The 13954-nt window shown below is 68.2% G+C and carries 14 protein-coding genes; 9 read left to right on the top strand and 5 right to left on the bottom strand.

The annotated features are described in order from the left end of the window. Positions 1-66 precede the first annotated feature (66 nt). Positions 67-789 carry a DUF1294 domain-containing protein gene (locus ACTJJX_RS28105; RefSeq protein WP_023082774.1) on the top strand — a complete coding sequence of 241 codons (723 nt, stop codon included), beginning with the start codon at positions 67-69 and terminating at the stop codon, positions 787-789. A 10-nt stretch (positions 790-799) separates the two neighbouring features. Here ACTJJX_RS28105 and ACTJJX_RS28100 read toward each other — a convergent pair whose 3' ends face one another. Then, the gene (locus tag ACTJJX_RS28100) at positions 800-1735 is read right to left on the bottom strand and encodes a LysR substrate-binding domain-containing protein (protein WP_016851714.1); all 936 of its coding nucleotides are present in this window, start codon (positions 1733-1735) and stop codon (positions 800-802) included. Positions 1736-1882: 147 nt separating this feature from the next. Here ACTJJX_RS28100 and azoR2 point away from each other — a divergent pair, with 147 nt between their 5' ends. Both azoR2 and ACTJJX_RS28090 read left to right on the top strand, forming a co-directional pair. After that, on the top strand, positions 1883-2491 hold the full coding sequence (gene azoR2 / locus ACTJJX_RS28095) for an FMN-dependent NADH-azoreductase AzoR2 (RefSeq protein ID WP_003088332.1): 609 nt from the start codon (positions 1883-1885) through the stop codon (positions 2489-2491). A gap of 106 nt (positions 2492-2597) precedes the next feature. Continuing rightward, a complete protein-coding gene (locus ACTJJX_RS28090; protein WP_015503049.1) occupies positions 2598-2864 on the top strand; it encodes a hypothetical protein in 267 nt (88 codons plus the stop codon). Positions 2865-2949: 85 nt separating this feature from the next. Here ACTJJX_RS28090 and ACTJJX_RS28085 read toward each other — a convergent pair whose 3' ends face one another. Next, a complete protein-coding gene (locus ACTJJX_RS28085) occupies positions 2950-4539 on the bottom strand; it encodes an ABC-F family ATPase (protein ID WP_003111315.1) in 1590 nt (529 codons plus the stop codon). Positions 4540-4841: 302 nt separating this feature from the next. Between ACTJJX_RS28085 and ACTJJX_RS28080 the strand changes: the two genes are divergently transcribed. Together ACTJJX_RS28080 and ACTJJX_RS28075 are read left to right on the top strand one after the other, a co-directional pair. Continuing rightward, positions 4842-5177 carry a hypothetical protein gene (locus ACTJJX_RS28080; RefSeq protein WP_003119150.1) on the top strand — a complete coding sequence of 112 codons (336 nt, stop codon included), beginning with the start codon at positions 4842-4844 and terminating at the stop codon, positions 5175-5177. Between the two features lie 282 nt (positions 5178-5459). Further along, complete coding sequence (locus ACTJJX_RS28075) at positions 5460-5831, top strand: 5-carboxymethyl-2-hydroxymuconate Delta-isomerase (protein ID WP_003139776.1); 372 nt, start codon at positions 5460-5462, stop codon at positions 5829-5831. 20 nt (positions 5832-5851) lie between these two features. Here ACTJJX_RS28075 and ACTJJX_RS28070 read toward each other — a convergent pair whose 3' ends face one another. Continuing rightward, on the bottom strand, positions 5852-6352 hold the full coding sequence (locus ACTJJX_RS28070) for a hypothetical protein (protein WP_003139775.1): 501 nt from the start codon (positions 6350-6352) through the stop codon (positions 5852-5854). Positions 6353-6536: 184 nt separating this feature from the next. On the opposite strand from ACTJJX_RS28070, the gene ACTJJX_RS28065 reads away from it, so the two are divergent. Next, complete coding sequence (locus ACTJJX_RS28065; protein ID WP_003450286.1) at positions 6537-6770, top strand: hypothetical protein; 234 nt, start codon at positions 6537-6539, stop codon at positions 6768-6770. A 91-nt stretch (positions 6771-6861) separates the two neighbouring features. Continuing rightward, positions 6862-7209, top strand: a complete 348-nt coding sequence (locus tag ACTJJX_RS28060) for an I78 family peptidase inhibitor (protein ID WP_023082773.1) — start codon at positions 6862-6864, stop codon at positions 7207-7209. A 66-nt stretch (positions 7210-7275) separates the two neighbouring features. Here ACTJJX_RS28060 and ACTJJX_RS28055 read toward each other — a convergent pair whose 3' ends face one another. Further along, a complete protein-coding gene (locus tag ACTJJX_RS28055) occupies positions 7276-7515 on the bottom strand; it encodes a hypothetical protein (protein ID WP_003088496.1) in 240 nt (79 codons plus the stop codon). 235 nt (positions 7516-7750) lie between these two features. Then, positions 7751-9064: a branched-chain amino acid transport system II carrier protein gene (gene brnQ, locus ACTJJX_RS28050; RefSeq protein WP_016851712.1), complete on the bottom strand. Its 1314-nt coding sequence runs from the start codon at positions 9062-9064 to the stop codon at positions 7751-7753. Positions 9065-9589: 525 nt separating this feature from the next. Here brnQ and ACTJJX_RS28045 point away from each other — a divergent pair. Together ACTJJX_RS28045 and pqqF are read left to right on the top strand one after the other, a co-directional pair. Beyond that, positions 9590-11293, top strand: coding sequence for a phosphoethanolamine transferase (locus ACTJJX_RS28045; protein ID WP_009876318.1), 1704 nt, complete (start codon positions 9590-9592; stop codon positions 11291-11293). Between the two features lie 76 nt (positions 11294-11369). Then, positions 11370-13697, top strand: coding sequence for a pyrroloquinoline quinone biosynthesis protein PqqF (gene pqqF, locus ACTJJX_RS28040; protein WP_049284449.1), 2328 nt, complete (start codon positions 11370-11372; stop codon positions 13695-13697). Positions 13698-13954 lie beyond the last annotated feature (257 nt).

Genomic DNA, 13954 nt, shown 5'->3' with positions numbered 1-13954 from the left:
CGGGAACAGGCAAGAGGCGCGGCGCGAGCCGCGCCTTTTTTCGTCTGGCCGCCGCGGGTGGCTAGAATGCAGCGCGAAACGGGTAGCGAGCGAGTGGATGTGGATATGGAAAAGCCGGGCATGATCAGCCGCTGGTATGACGACAAGGGCTTCGGCTTCATCCTGCCGAAGACCGGCGGGGAAGAAGTCTTCCTGCATATCTCCGCGTTCCGCGGCGACCGCCGTCCCCGCCAGGGCGACCAGGTGTGGTTTCTCGCCAGCCAGGATGCCCAGGGCCGCCTGCGCGCCGAGAGGGCGCGGCTGGACGCGCTGACCATCGATCCGCCAACTGTCCGCCGTGGCGCCCAGGCTCCGGTGACGCGGGCCCAGGCGCGGCCGGCGCCGACTCCGCCGAGCGCGTTGCAGCGCCCGTTGGCGAAGCTGCTGGTCCTGCTGATCCTCTGCGTGCTGCCGGCCGCTGGCGCCTGGCGGATGTACCTGGACGGACAGGCCCTCTGGCCGCTGCTGGCCTATCCGCTGGCCAGCCTGCTCGCATTCGCCCTCTACTGGCAGGACAAGCGCAGCGCCGCACGCGGCGACTGGCGTACCCCGGAGGTCCGCCTGCACCTGTTCGAGCTGCTCGGCGGCTGGCCTGGCGCGCTGGTCGCGCAGCAGGTATTCCGCCACAAGACCCGCAAGCTTTCGTTCCAACTGGTGTTCTGGGGCATCGTCCTGCTGCACCAGTCGTTCTGGCTAGACAGCCTGCTCGGCGGGCGCCTGTCCGCCGCGCTGTTGCAGCGGATCGGCTGAACGGCGCGGCTCACTCGCGGGCGCGGCGGTAGGCTGGGCCGGTCTCGCCCGAGGGGCGTTGCAGGGCTTCCACGAGAAAGTCGATCAAAGCACGGATAGCCGGAATCTGGCTGCTGCGCGGCAGGTAGGCGGCCTGCAGGGTGCTTTTCGGCAAGGTCCACTGCGGCAGGATGCGCACCAGGCTGCCATTGGCCAGTTCCCTGTCGCAGTAGCCTTCGGGCAGCAGGGTGACGCCGAGGCCGGCCACGGCGGCTTTCTTGCGCAGGACGAAGTCGTCGACGCCCAGGCGCGGTTCGCGTTCCAACTGGTAGCGGCTGCCATCCGGCCCGATCAGGGTCGCGTGGACCTTGCGGTCGTTATGAATAGCGCCGAGGAAGGGCAGGTCTTCGAGGTCTTCCGGATGTTCCAGGCGACGCCCGGCGATCAGCGATGGGGCGGCGAGGATCTGCGTGGTCGCCGGAGCCAGGCGCCGGCAGACCAGCGCAGGGTCCTCGTCGCCGAGTTCGCGCACGCGCAGTGCCACGTCCACCCCCTCGTTGAGCAGGTCGACCCGGCGGTTGGTCAGGAGGATTTCCAGCTGGACCTGCGGGTGTCGTTCGAGAAACCGCGGCAACAGGTCGGCCAGGTTGCTCGAAGCCATGGCCACCGGTGCGGAAAGGCGCAGCCGGCCACGCGGCTCGACGCTCAGCTCGGCGATCACCTGTTCGGCCATCTCCGCTTCCAGCAGCAGGTTGCGGCAGTGCTGCAGGTAGCGTTCGCCGACCTCCGTGAGCACCAGCTTGCGTGTCGTGCGGTGCAGCAGGCGTACCTGGAGGCGTTCCTCCAGCTCGGCGATGCGCCGCGACAGGCGCGACTTGGGAATCCCCGTCTCGCGTCCGGCCGCGGCGAAGCCGCCGCATTCCACCACCTTGGCGAAGTAGTAGAGGTCGTTGAGGTCGTGGGGCATGCAGGCGCTCCGCTGGGGGAAAAACAGATTGTCCTATGTGTGGGACGAATAGTCATGTTTCTGCCGACTAATCGTCGATTGGCCTTGCCGGTAGGATGCAAACCACTCGATCGCCACACTGCGATCCCCCACTTTCAGGAGCGAGACATGAAACTTTTGCATATCGATTCCAGCATCCTCGGCGACGCCTCCGCTTCCCGCCAACTGAGCGCCGAGCTGGTCCAGGCCTGGCGGCAGAACGAAGACGGGCTTGACGTCACCTACCGCGACCTGGCCGCCGACGCGGTGGCGCATTTCTCCGCCCTGACCCTGGCCGCCGGCAGCACCCCGGCGGAGCTGCGCGATGCCGCGCTGAAGCATGAAGTCGCGGTGGGTGAAGAAGTGCTGGAAGAGTTCCTCGCCGCCGACGTCGTGGTCATCGGCGCGCCGATGTACAACTTCACCATCTCCAGCCAGCTCAAGGCCTGGATCGATCGCATCGCGGTCGCCGGCAAGACCTTCCGCTACACCGAGAACGGCCCGGTTGGCCTGGCCGGCGACAAGAAAGTGGTGATCGTCTCCACCGCCGGTGGCGTGCATGCCGGCCAGCCGACCGGCGCGGCCCACGAAGGCTACCTGCGCACCGTGCTGGGCTTCTTCGGCATCACCGATATCGAAGTGGTTCGCGCCGAAGGCCTGGCCTATGGCGAGGAGCCCCGCGCCCAGGCCATCGCCGCCGCCCGCCGGCAGATCGCCGGGCAGTTCGCCGCGGCCTGATCCCCGCGTCATCGGAAAACCCCGCTTCGGCGGGGTTTTCGCGTTGTGCGCAGCGGCGCGCTGCGTGTAGATTGGCCGGACAATTACAAGCACAAGGAACCGGCCTGTGAGCGCGTGTTACTGCCGCAACTGCGGCACCCGAGCGACCCGTCTCGTCGAGAGCGGCATCTGCGAAGCCTGCAAGCGGCGCTCGGACATCAATCCGAAGAACGTCCTGATCGCCGCCGCCCTGATCGTCTACATCGGGGTGAACGTGGCTGCCTACATCAAGGACCACCCGCCCCGCGAGCTGACCGCCGAACAGCGCGAGAAGATCGCCGAGGGCCAGCGCCTGGCGACCCGCGCGGCGATGATGGCCGGCTACGTCGACTGAGTCGCGCTCCCCATAGGCCCTGCGCGTCCATGTCGGAATGAAAAAGCCCCGCGGATGCGGGGCTTTTGCGTTGCGCGACGGGGACTCAGACGATCACGCCCTGGCTGCGCAGGTAGTCGTCATAGCTGCCGCTGAAGTCGGTCACGCCGTTCTCGCCCAGCTCGATGATGCGGGTAGCCAGCGAGGAAACGAATTCGCGGTCGTGGCTGACGAAGATCAGCGTGCCCGGATAGTTGTCCAGCGCCAGGTTCAGCGCCTCGATGGACTCCATGTCCAGGTGGTTGGTCGGCTCGTCCATCACCAGCACGTTGGGACGCTTGAGGATCAGCCGGCCGAACAGCATGCGGCCCTGCTCGCCGCCGGAGATCACTTTTACCGACTTCTTGATCTCGTCGTTGGAGAACAACATGCGGCCGAGGGTGCCGCGCACCAGTTGTTCGCCGCCCTGGGTCCACTGGGCCATCCAGTCGAACAGGCTCATGTCGTCGGCGAAGTCGTCGGCATGGTCCTGGGCGAAATAGCCGACGTCGGCGCTGTCGGTCCATTTCACCTCGCCGCCGTCCACCGGCAGGTCGCCGACCAGGCAGCGCAACAGGGTGGTCTTGCCGATGCCGTTGGGGCCGATGATGGCGACGCGCTCGCCGGCCTCGACCTGCAGGCTCAGGCCCTTGAACAGCGGCTTGCCGTCATAGCCCTTGCTGATGTTTTCCACGGTCACCGCCTGGCGGTGCAGCTTCTTGTATTGCTCGAAGCGGATGAACGGGCTGACCCGGCTGGACGGCTTGACCTCTTCCAACTGGATCTTGTCGATCTGCCGGGCGCGGCTGGTGGCCTGCTTGGCCTTGGAGGCGTTGGCCGAGAAGCGGCTGACGAAGGATTGCAGCTCGGCGATCTGCGCCTTCTTCTTGGCGTTGTCCGACAGCAGGCGCTCGCGGGCCTGTTCGGCGGCGGTCATGTACTCGTCGTAGTTGCCCGGGAACAGGCGCAGCTCGCCGTAGTCCAGGTCGGCCATGTGGGTGCAGACGCTGTTCAGGAAGTGCCGATCGTGGGAAATGATGATCATGGTGCTGTTGCGCGCGGTGAGCACGCCTTCCAGCCAGCGGATGGTGTTGATGTCCAGGTGGTTGGTCGGTTCGTCGAGCAGCAGCACGTCCGGGTCCGAGAACAGCGCCTGGGCCAGCAGCACGCGCAGCTTCCAGCCGGGGGCGACGGCGCTCATCGGGCCGAAGTGCTGCTCCAGCGGGATGCCCAGGCCGAGCAGCAGCTCGCCGGCGCGGGACTCGGCGGTGTAGCCGTCGAACTCGGCGAACTGGACTTCCAGCTCGGCCACCGCCATGCCATCTGCCTCGCTCATTTCCGGCAGGGAGTAGATGCGGTCGCGTTCGGCCTTCACCGCCCAGAGTTCCTCGTGGCCCATGATCACCGTATCGATGACGCTGAAGTCCTCGTAGGCGAACTGGTCCTGGCGCAGCTTGCCCAGGCGCACGTTGGGTTCCAGCATGACCTGGCCGGCGCTCGGCTCCAGGTCGTTGCCGAGGATCTTCATGAAGGTCGACTTGCCGCAACCGTTGGCGCCGATCAGGCCGTAGCGGTTGCCGTTGCCGAACTTGACGGAAACGTTCTCGAACAGCGGCTTGGCGCCGAACTGCATGGTGATATTCGCGGTGGAGATCAACTTCTTTACCTATAGAGGACTTACGCACGCTGGACCATGGCGATACCGGTCTGCTACCGGTCTCGGCTTTCCGCTGCGCTCCATCTGGAGCATGGGGCGATCCTGCGGGCATTCGTGGAGTGCCGCAGCCAGCGTCATGACGTGGCTGTAGCGCGATGAAGGCGGGGTGTGATGCCTGGCATTCGGCGAATTGTCTCACAGGTGCGCCTGCCGTTGCATGACAGCGTACGCCGAAGCGGTTTTTTCCGCTGCCCGGCAGGTGGTAGAGTCCCGTCTTCCGCTCATCCGCAAAGGACTCCCCGATGAAGCCCGCTGTTCTCCCCGCGTTGTTGGTTCTGTCGCTGCTGGGCGGTTGCGGGGATTCATCGTCGGACGGAAAGGCCGCTTCCGGGCCGCTGGCGTTGCACTGTGGAGACTTCGGCAAACTCGAGGTGATCGACGGTTTCGCCAGTCTAAAGCTGCCCGACGGCAGCAGCGTCCAGTCGCTGGGCGGCGATGTCCGCAGCCTCGCCGATGGCCAGGCGCTGAGCGCGATTTCCTATAGCGACGGTTCGGTCCTGTACCGCCAGGCGGGCGACACGCCCGGCTACCTGTACACGCCGGCCAAAGGCCAGCGGCAGGCCTGCGAGACGCGCTGAACGATCCCGCCGGAGGGAATGCCCATGCCCGGTGCCGCCGATATTGTCCGTCATCACGACAGCGACCCGCTGGAAAATCCCTGGGTCGACGGCCAGCCGCCAAGCGCGGCGAGCAACGGGTGGCGGACTACAACCGGTGCAAGGAGCCGCTGATCCGCGCCATCTACGCGCGGGTTTTCGCGGCCGCCGGGTTGATCTGAGCCACGCAGGCGCAGGCCGGCTGTCGCATCGCTCGTCGAGCCGCTAGAATCCCGCTCCCCATTCCCCGCAAGGCCCGCCAGCATGCCGCATCTCGTCATCGAAGCCACTGCCAACCTCCGCCTCGAAACGTCCCCCGGCGAACTGCTGGAGCAGGCCAATGCCGCGCTGTTCGCTTCCGGGCAATTCGGCGAGGCGGACATCAAGTCGCGCTTCGTCACCCTGGAGGCCTACCGGCAGGGAACCGCGGCGGTCGAGCGCGCCTACCTGCATGCCTGCCTGTCGATCCTCGACGGGCGCGACGCGGCGACCCGCCAGGCGCTGGGCGAGGTGCTCGGCGAGGTGCTCGCCGGAGCGGTGGCGGGCGGCGGCGAGGAGGGCGTGCAGGTCAGCGTCGAAGTGCGCGAGATGGAGCGCGCCAGCTACGCCAAGCGCGTCGTCGCCCGGCAGCGCTGAGAGACTGGCGCGCGCCTGGCTCAGATCCAGGCGTTCAGCGTCGCGCCGGCCTGCGTCGGGTCCTCTTGCCGTCCCGGCGCCTGGCCGTTCTGCATGGCGATCATCTCGCGCATGCGTTCGCCGATGCCTTTCTCCACCTGTTCGCGTTTCTCCGGCGGCATCGCGTCCAGTTCCTCCTCGGTCAGGCCGAGGCTCTTCAGGACCTGCTCGCGCATCCGCTCGGCGGGCGATTTCTGCATGTACTCCTTGAACTCGTCATAGGCCGACTTGCCTTCGCTGGCGCCGGCAGTGGCATTCGCCTGGTTCTGCTTCAGCGTCAGGTTCAGCTTCGCGAAACCCTCGTCCAGGGCCTGGCGGGCGGACTCCGTGGCGGGATCGGCGGCCTCGTTGCGCAATGGCGTGCCGAGGGCGGGGCGCGGTTTCAGCAGATCGCCGTTGCCGATCTCGGTGCTGGCTTGCCGCTGGTTGTTCGGGTAACGCGCAGACCAGCCGGAAAGGCTGGCGGGACCGATGCTGTTCATGACCTGCCTCCATGGAAATGAATGACCGCCGCTCCGTCGCAAGGGCCGTGCCAGGTCGCCGAACCCCGCGCCAGAGGGCTCGGTGCATGGCGCAGGGCGGGGCGGAGGCAAGCGCTTGCCGCGAACGGCAACGGCGTTCCTCGGTTAGAATGTCCGACTTGTGCAGCAGGTTGCGAAGAGAGCCATGACCGACACTTCCGACGATCGAACCGGAGATGCCTCCGGCCTGTCGAAGCGCCAGGCATTCCATCGGCAGCACCGGCAACGGGCGGAGGAAGAGGCGCGGCGCCTGCTCGACGCCCGCGCCGAACAGGGCGGCCGCTGGCTGGACTGGGTCGCGGGCCAGCTCTACCTCCTGCGTCCGCCGGAATACGCGGCCATGGTGCGTCGCGAACTGCAGCGCCTGAGCGGCGACTGAAGCTGGCGAATTTGTCAGCACGGATTGCAGTTTCGCCAGGAAACCCATGCCACTGGTAAGGTGGCGATCCCAGAAGATCAGAGGAGGCGGTATGCCTTTGAAGCAGTTTTCCAGTGCACTCGTTCTCGCGGCCCTGCTCGCCGGTTGCAGCAGCAACGGCGACAGCCCGTCCACCGAAGGCGCCAGCGTAGCCACCGGCAGCGCCAGCGCGCCCGCGGCCACCCCGGCAGCGGACGGTCGTTGCGATGCCAATGCGGTGCAGGCCTATGTCGGCAAGCAGGCTTCCGCGGCCATCATCGAGGAGGCCCGCCGCGCCGCCGGAGCGGAAGTCGCCCGGGCGCTGCGCCCGCACGATGCGGTGACCATGGACTACAACCCGCGCCGGCTGAACATCGATGTCGACGACACGCTGGTGATCAAGCGCCTGTCCTGCGGCTGACCGCCCAGCCCCGAATACGAAGAAGCCCCGCATCGCGGGGCTTTCTCTTGGCCGTTCGAAAAGGCCTCAGATGGCGGTACTGCGTAGGGCGGCGTTGGACTGGCTGACGGCGGTTTGCGGTTTTTCCTCGAGAATTGCCTGACGCTTGGCCTGGTATTCCTCGAACGACAGGCTGCGCCGGGCCAGGTCTTCCAGCGCCAGTTGCCTGACCTCGTCGCTGCTGTACGGGCGAGAGGGGTTGTAGTCGCTGGCGCAGCCGGCGAGGGCGAGGGAGAACAACAGTACGCTGATGAGTGCCTTGGCCATGACCGGCTCCTGGATTCGCTTTCCTGGGGGAATGGTCGAAAGGCTAACAACCGCGCCGCTGCGCTAGAAATCATCCCGCTCGATAGTGCTTATTCGTTCGGCTGAACGCGGGAAGAAGCGCTGCCGGCGGCGGCAGGCGCCAGCCGGGCCGTGGGGCGGACGCCGCGATTGGCGCCGCCCGCCGGCATGTCCCGCGCTCGGCCGGGAGAACAGGCGGCAGGCCGCTGGGGCCTGCTCAGGCGGCGACTTGCGCAGGCTTGCCCAGCAGGCGGTCGACCAGGCTGCAGGCGGCGAGAGTGGCGACCGAGGGGATCAACCAGGCCAGGCCCTGTTCGGCCAGCGGCAGGTGCAGCAGCCATTGCGGGAAGTCCTGGCCCAGGCCCGCCGCCTTCAGGGCATCGAGCACGCCGAACGCCAGGGAAACCAGCATCACCGGGGCGAGGATGCGCGTCGCCGAATGCCAGAGGCCGATGCAGAAGCTCAGCGCCACCAGCACGATGCACGGCGGATAGATCGCGGTGAGCACCGGGATCGAGACCTGGATCAGCTTGGTCAGGCCGAGGTTGGAAACGATGAAGGAGAACCCTGCCAGGATGATCACCAGGCTGCGGTAGGACAGCGGCAGGCGCTGGCAGAAGTACTCGGCGCAGGCGCAGGTCAGGCCGACCGCGGTGACCAGGCAGGCCAGCGCGATAAGTCCCGCCAGGAACGAGCTGCCGAGGCTGCCGAAGGTATGTTGCACGTAGGCATGCAGGACCGCCGCGCCGTTGCTGGCGTCGGCGGCGATGGCGTGGCTGCCGGCGCCGAGCCGGAACAGGCTGACGTAGACCAGCACCAGGCCGACACCGGCGATCAGCCCGGCGACGATGGCATAGCGGGTGATCAGACGCGGCGACTGCACGCCGCGGGAACGGATGGCGTTGACGATGACGATGCCGAAGACCAGCGCGGCGAGGGTGTCCATGGTCAGGTAGCCGTTGACGAAACCCTGGGAGAACGCGGCCTGGGTGTACTCCGGCTGGGCCGTGCCGATCGGGCCGGCGGGCCAGAGGAAGGCGGCGACGCCGAGAATCGCCAGGGCGAGGATCTTCAGCGGGGCGAGGAAGCGTCCGACGGTGTCCAGCAGGCGACCGGGGTAGAGGGAGATGGCCAGGGCGAGGAGGAAGTACGCCAGGCTGTAGACGAACAGCGCCGTGCCGCTCTCGCCGAGCAGCGGCACCACGCCGACCTCGAAGGACACCGTGGCGGTGCGCGGAATGGCGAACAGCGGGCCGACCGCCAGGTAGCAGACCGCCGCCAGCAGGCCGCCGGCATACCTGCCGATCGGATGGCTGAGGGCGTCGACCGAACCGCCGACCTTGGCCAGGGCGATCACGGTGATCACCGGCAGCCCCACCGCGGTGATCAGGAAGCCCAGCGCCGCCAGCCACACATGGGGGCCGGACTGCAAGCCGACGATGGGCGGGAAGATGATGTTGCCGGCCCCGACGAACAGGGCAAAGGTCATAAAACCAAGCGCCAGGATGTCCTGGCCTTTCAAAGCGTTCATGCTGGAGAGGTACCGCGCTGCTCGAGGAAATTCACAGAAGGGTTTCCCGGGGGGTAGGGGAAACGGCACTCATCTGGATGGGACGAGCAGGGGAGGCGGCCGCCGTCCTTGTGGGAACCGGGCCGTAAGCTTGGCATGCTAACGAAAATGCCGTGGTCGCGGGATAGACATTGGTCTGGCTGTCCTTTTGTTGAAAAACGACGTCGCAATCAGAACAGTCCGTAGGCACTGGCGCCGGAGCGCTCCGCGTTCCTTGCCGCTTGCTGTCTTCCGCCCGCATCGGCGGCGCCATGCGGGGGGATGCCGGCGAACCCGGAGAGCTCCCGGAAAGCTTCCCGCGAACTTTTTGCAATCCGGCTGAAAGCCCCGGAATACAAGGGTTGCGGCGCTTTCGGAGGGTTACGTTTTCTGTAGGTATTCTTCACGAAAGATTGACGGATCGCCGAGCAGACTGCCGCCGTCGTCGAGTGCTGCCAGGGGCAACGCTGCGCACGGCAACCCGGAAGTCAGTGAAGATCCGTGCCCATGTCGAAAGCCCGCGCCGTCCGTCCCGAACTGCTGACCCTGCTGGTCAGCCTCGCCTTCCTGCTGTTCTACAACCTGCCGCTGTGGCAACGCCTGCTGGCGATCACCCCGGGGGGCTGGCAGGGCCTCGGCATGATGCTGGCGGTCGGCCTGATGATCGCCGCGATCTTCAACCTGGCGCTGACCCTGCTGGCGTTCCGCTGGCTGCTCAAGCCGGCGCTGACCCTGCTGATCCTGGCGGCCGCCGGTACCACCTACTTCATGACCCAGTACGGCGTGCTGATGGACGTCGGCATGCTGCGCAACGTCATGCAGACCAACCCGGCCGAGGTCGCCGACCTGCTTTCGCCGAAGCTCGCCGTCTACCTGGTGTTGCTTGGTGCGCTGCCGGTCTGGCTGCTGTGGCGCACCCCGGTGCGCTACCGGCCGTGGCCACGCGAGCTGCTGAGCAAGCTGCTGGTGGCGCTCGCCTGCCTGGCCCTGCTCGCCGGGGTGGCGCTGGCCAATTACCAGGGGCTGTCCTCGCTGTTCCGCAACAACAAGGAACTGCGCCTGCAGGTCACCCCGAGCAACCTGGTCGGCGCCGCCATCGGCTACGCCAAGGGCCAGGCCCAGGCCGCCAGCCAGCCACTCCGGCCGATCGCCGTCGATGCCCGGCGCGCCGCCCTGTGGCAGGGCCATGCGCGCAAGTCGCTGACCGTGCTGGTGGTGGGCGAGAGCGCTCGGGCACAGAACTTCGGCCTCAACGGCTACGCTCGCGAGACCAACCCGCGGCTGAAGGCCGAGGAGGGCCTGATCAACTTCTCCAACGTGCACTCCTGCGGTACCGAGACCGCGGTGTCGGTGCCCTGCATGTTCTCCAACCTGGGCCGCGCGGACTACAGCGACGCTCGCGCGCGCACCCAGGAAGGCCTTCTCGATGTGTTGCAGCGCGCAGGCCTGCGGGTCCTGTGGCGGGACAACCAGTCCGGCTGCAAGGGCACCTGCGACCGCGTCGCCTTCCAGGACCTGAGCGAGAGCAAGGATCCGGCCCTGTGCGACGGCGGCGAGTGCCATGACGAGATCCTCCTGCGCGACTTGCAGGCCTTCATCGACGGGCTGCAACAGGACACCGTGCTGGTCCTGCACCAGATGGGCAGCCACGGCCCGGCCTACTTCAAGCGCTATCCCAGGGAGTACGAGAAGTTCACCCCGGTCTGCGCCAGCAACGACTTCAGCGCCTGCTCGCGGGACAGCATCATCAACGGCTACGACAACACCCTGCTGTACACCGACCACGTGCTGGCCAGCCTGATCGACCTGCTGCGCAAGAACGAAGAGCGCATCGATACCGGCATGCTCTACCTCTCCGACCATGGCGAGTCGCTCGGCGAGTACAACCTCTACCTGCATGGCACGCCTTACCTGCTGGCGCCGGACCAGCAGAAGCACGTCGGCATGCTGGCCTGGTTCTCGCCCGGCTACCAGAGCGCCTTCGGCCTCGACAGTGGCTGCCTGCGCCAGCGCAGCAACGAGGAGCTGTCCCAGGACAACCTGTTCCACTCGATGCTCGGCCTGCTGGAAGTGCGCACCGGCGCCTACGATCCCGGCCTCGACCTGTTCGCCCCGTGCCGTGCGCCCGAGGTCCTGCAGGCGCTCAAGGCCGACGGCGGACGGGCGCTGTACTCCGAGGAAGCGTCTGGCCAGGAGCCGCCGGCTTCCTGATACGACCCGGCGAAAGGACTATTTCCTTCGCCTCGCGGAAGGGTAAGGTTCAGCCTCGGAACCCGCGAGGACGCCCATGGATCGCCACGCCCAACACCACCCCAGGAGCCGCGCCTGCGTGCTGCCCAACGGCCTGCGCCTGCACCTGGCGCATGATCCGGCGGCATCGCGCGCCGCTGCCTGGCTGCGGGTGGCGGCGGGCAGCCACGACGAGCCGAGCGCGCATCCCGGCCTGGCCCACTTCCTCGAGCACCTGTCGTTTCTCGGCGGCGCGGCGTTTCCCGGCGACGAGCGCCTGATGCCGTGGTTGCAGGTGCGCGGCGGCCAGGTCAACGCCAGCACCCGGGGCAGGACCACCGACTATTTCTTCGAGGTGACGGCGGAGCACCTTGGCGCCGGTCTGGCACGGCTGATCGACATGCTCGCCCGCCCCTTGCTGGACATCGATGCGCAACGGCGCGAGCGCGAAGTACTCGAGGCCGAATACCTGGCGCGCTCGGCCGACGAGCAGACCCTGATCGACGCAGCGCTGGCCCTCGGCCTGCCCGCCGGACACCCCCTGCGGCGTTTCGCTGCCGGGCGCCGCGACAGCCTGGCCCTGGAGAACGATGCGTTCCAGCGGGCCCTGCGCGAATTCCATGCCGCCCACTATCACGCCGGCAATTGCCAGCTATGGCTGCAAGGGCCGCAGGCACTGGACGAGCTGGAGAGGCTGGCGCAGCGTGCCTGCGCCGACCTGCCGGGGCGCGCGCCAGGCGCGAGTCCGCCGCCGCCGCCGTTGCTGCCCTTCGCCGGCGAAGCGCTGGCGCTGCGCCTGCCGGGACCGCCGCGGCTGGTGCTGGGCTTTGCCCTCGACGCTTTGCGGGAGGCCGACGAACAGACCCTGCAGGCGTTCGCCGAATTGCTCGGCGATCGCTCGCCGGGCGGGTTGCTGGCGGCACTCGGCGAACAGGGCCTGGGCGAATCGGCGGCGCTGCGGGTGGTTCACCGGGATGCGCGGCAGGCGCTCCTGGCGTTGACCTTCGAACTGTTCGACGGCAGCGCGGCGGCGGCGCTGGAGGCGGCCTTTTTCGACTGGCTGGGCGCCCTGCGCGACGATGCCGCCAGCCTGCTGGCGGCGCGCCGGCCGTTGCTGGCGGAGCCCACTGCACCGCTGGAGCGACTACGCCAGCGCGTTCTTGGCCTGCCAGCGGAGATTCGCCCGGCCTGCCTGGACGCGCTGCGCGCCGACCGTTGCCTGCGGCTGCACCTGGACAGCGAACTCGACGGTGCCGAAGCGCGCTGGTCGGCGGGCTTCCGCCTGAGTGTGGCGCCGGTTGCCGCAGCGCCGCCGCTGGCCGCGCAGCGGCATGCCTGGCGCTTCGAACTGCCGTTGCCGCCCAGTGCCGCCGCCGAGGGCGCGCTGTTCCTGCGCTGGCGCTTTCCCGGTGTGCCCGCACGATCACGCTTCCTGGCGCTGCGCCAGGCGTTGCGTCCGCTGTGCGGCCAGGCGCGCCTGGGGGGAGTGGAGATGGGCCTGGAGGCGCTCGGCGAAGACTGGTCGCTGAGCCTGCGCGGTCCGCGCGATCGCCTCGAGGCCGCCGTGCGCCCGGCCCTGGCCCGGCTCCTCGCGGCGCCGCCCGACTGGCGCGCGAGCGGCGAGCGTCTGTCCTCCGCCGAGCGGCGCCGCAGCGCCACTGGCCTGCCGATCCGGCAGTTGCTGGACGCCTTGCCCGGCCTACTCGGCGAGCCGCTGGCGGAGGTCGACGATTGGCGGCGGACCCGCTGGGACGCCTTGGTCATGCAGGCCGCGATGCCAGATCCCCGATGGATGCCCGGCCAGGCTGCCGGCGAGCGCCTGGAGCCTCTGCCGCCGAGGCCCGGACGGCATCGCCGCGAACTGGCCGTGGACGGCGAGTCGGCGTTGCTGCTGTTCTGTCCGCTGCCCACGCAGGAGGTGCCGATGGAGGCGGCCTGGCGCTTGCTGGCGCGCCTGCACGAACCGGCCTTCCAGCGGCGCCTGCGCGACGAGCTGCAACTGGGCTACGCGTTGTTCTGCGGCTTCCGCGAGGTCGGCGCCCGGCGCGGCCTGCTGTTCGCCGCGCAATCTCCGCGTGCCTGCCCGGAACGCCTGCTGGAGCATATGGAGACCTTCCTCCAGCGCTCCGCCGAGGCGCTCGCGCAACTGCCGGCGCGACGCCTGGCCGGCCTGCGCGAAGCCCTCGCCGACGACCTGCGCCGAGCACCGGGTAGCTTCGCCGAGCGAGCACGGCGCGCCTGGGCGGAGCACCTTGGCGGTGGCGCCGGTCGCTCCCGGCTGCTCGCCGAGGCCGCCCTCGGCCTGAGCGGCGACGACCTGCTCGCGGCCCAGGCCCGGTTGCTGGAGGCGCGTGGCGGCTGGTGGGTGCTTTCCAGCCGGCGCTGAAGCGAGCCACGCGGTAACTCGACGACAGCCTTGCCGGCGTTACTGCGGCGTTAGGTCGAAAGCCGCGCTGCTTCGGTGGCGCTCCCGCCGCGACCAAGGTTGCGCTACCGCCGGAGGAGCGCTGCCCGCGCCTTGCGCAGCGGCACCCATGCCCACCATGAAGAAGCGTCGAAGCAGGCCCAAGGAAGCGTATGGCAGGGCTTTCCCGGTTTCGATAATCGGCTCCGCCACGACCGGCCCGGTCGTTTCACCTCGCG

The sequence above is a fragment of the Pseudomonas sp. 22490 genome, assembly GCF_052044465.1.
Lineage (GTDB): Bacteria > Pseudomonadota > Gammaproteobacteria > Pseudomonadales > Pseudomonadaceae > Pseudomonas > Pseudomonas aeruginosa.
This window is presented reverse-complemented; position numbering and strand designations above follow the sequence as displayed.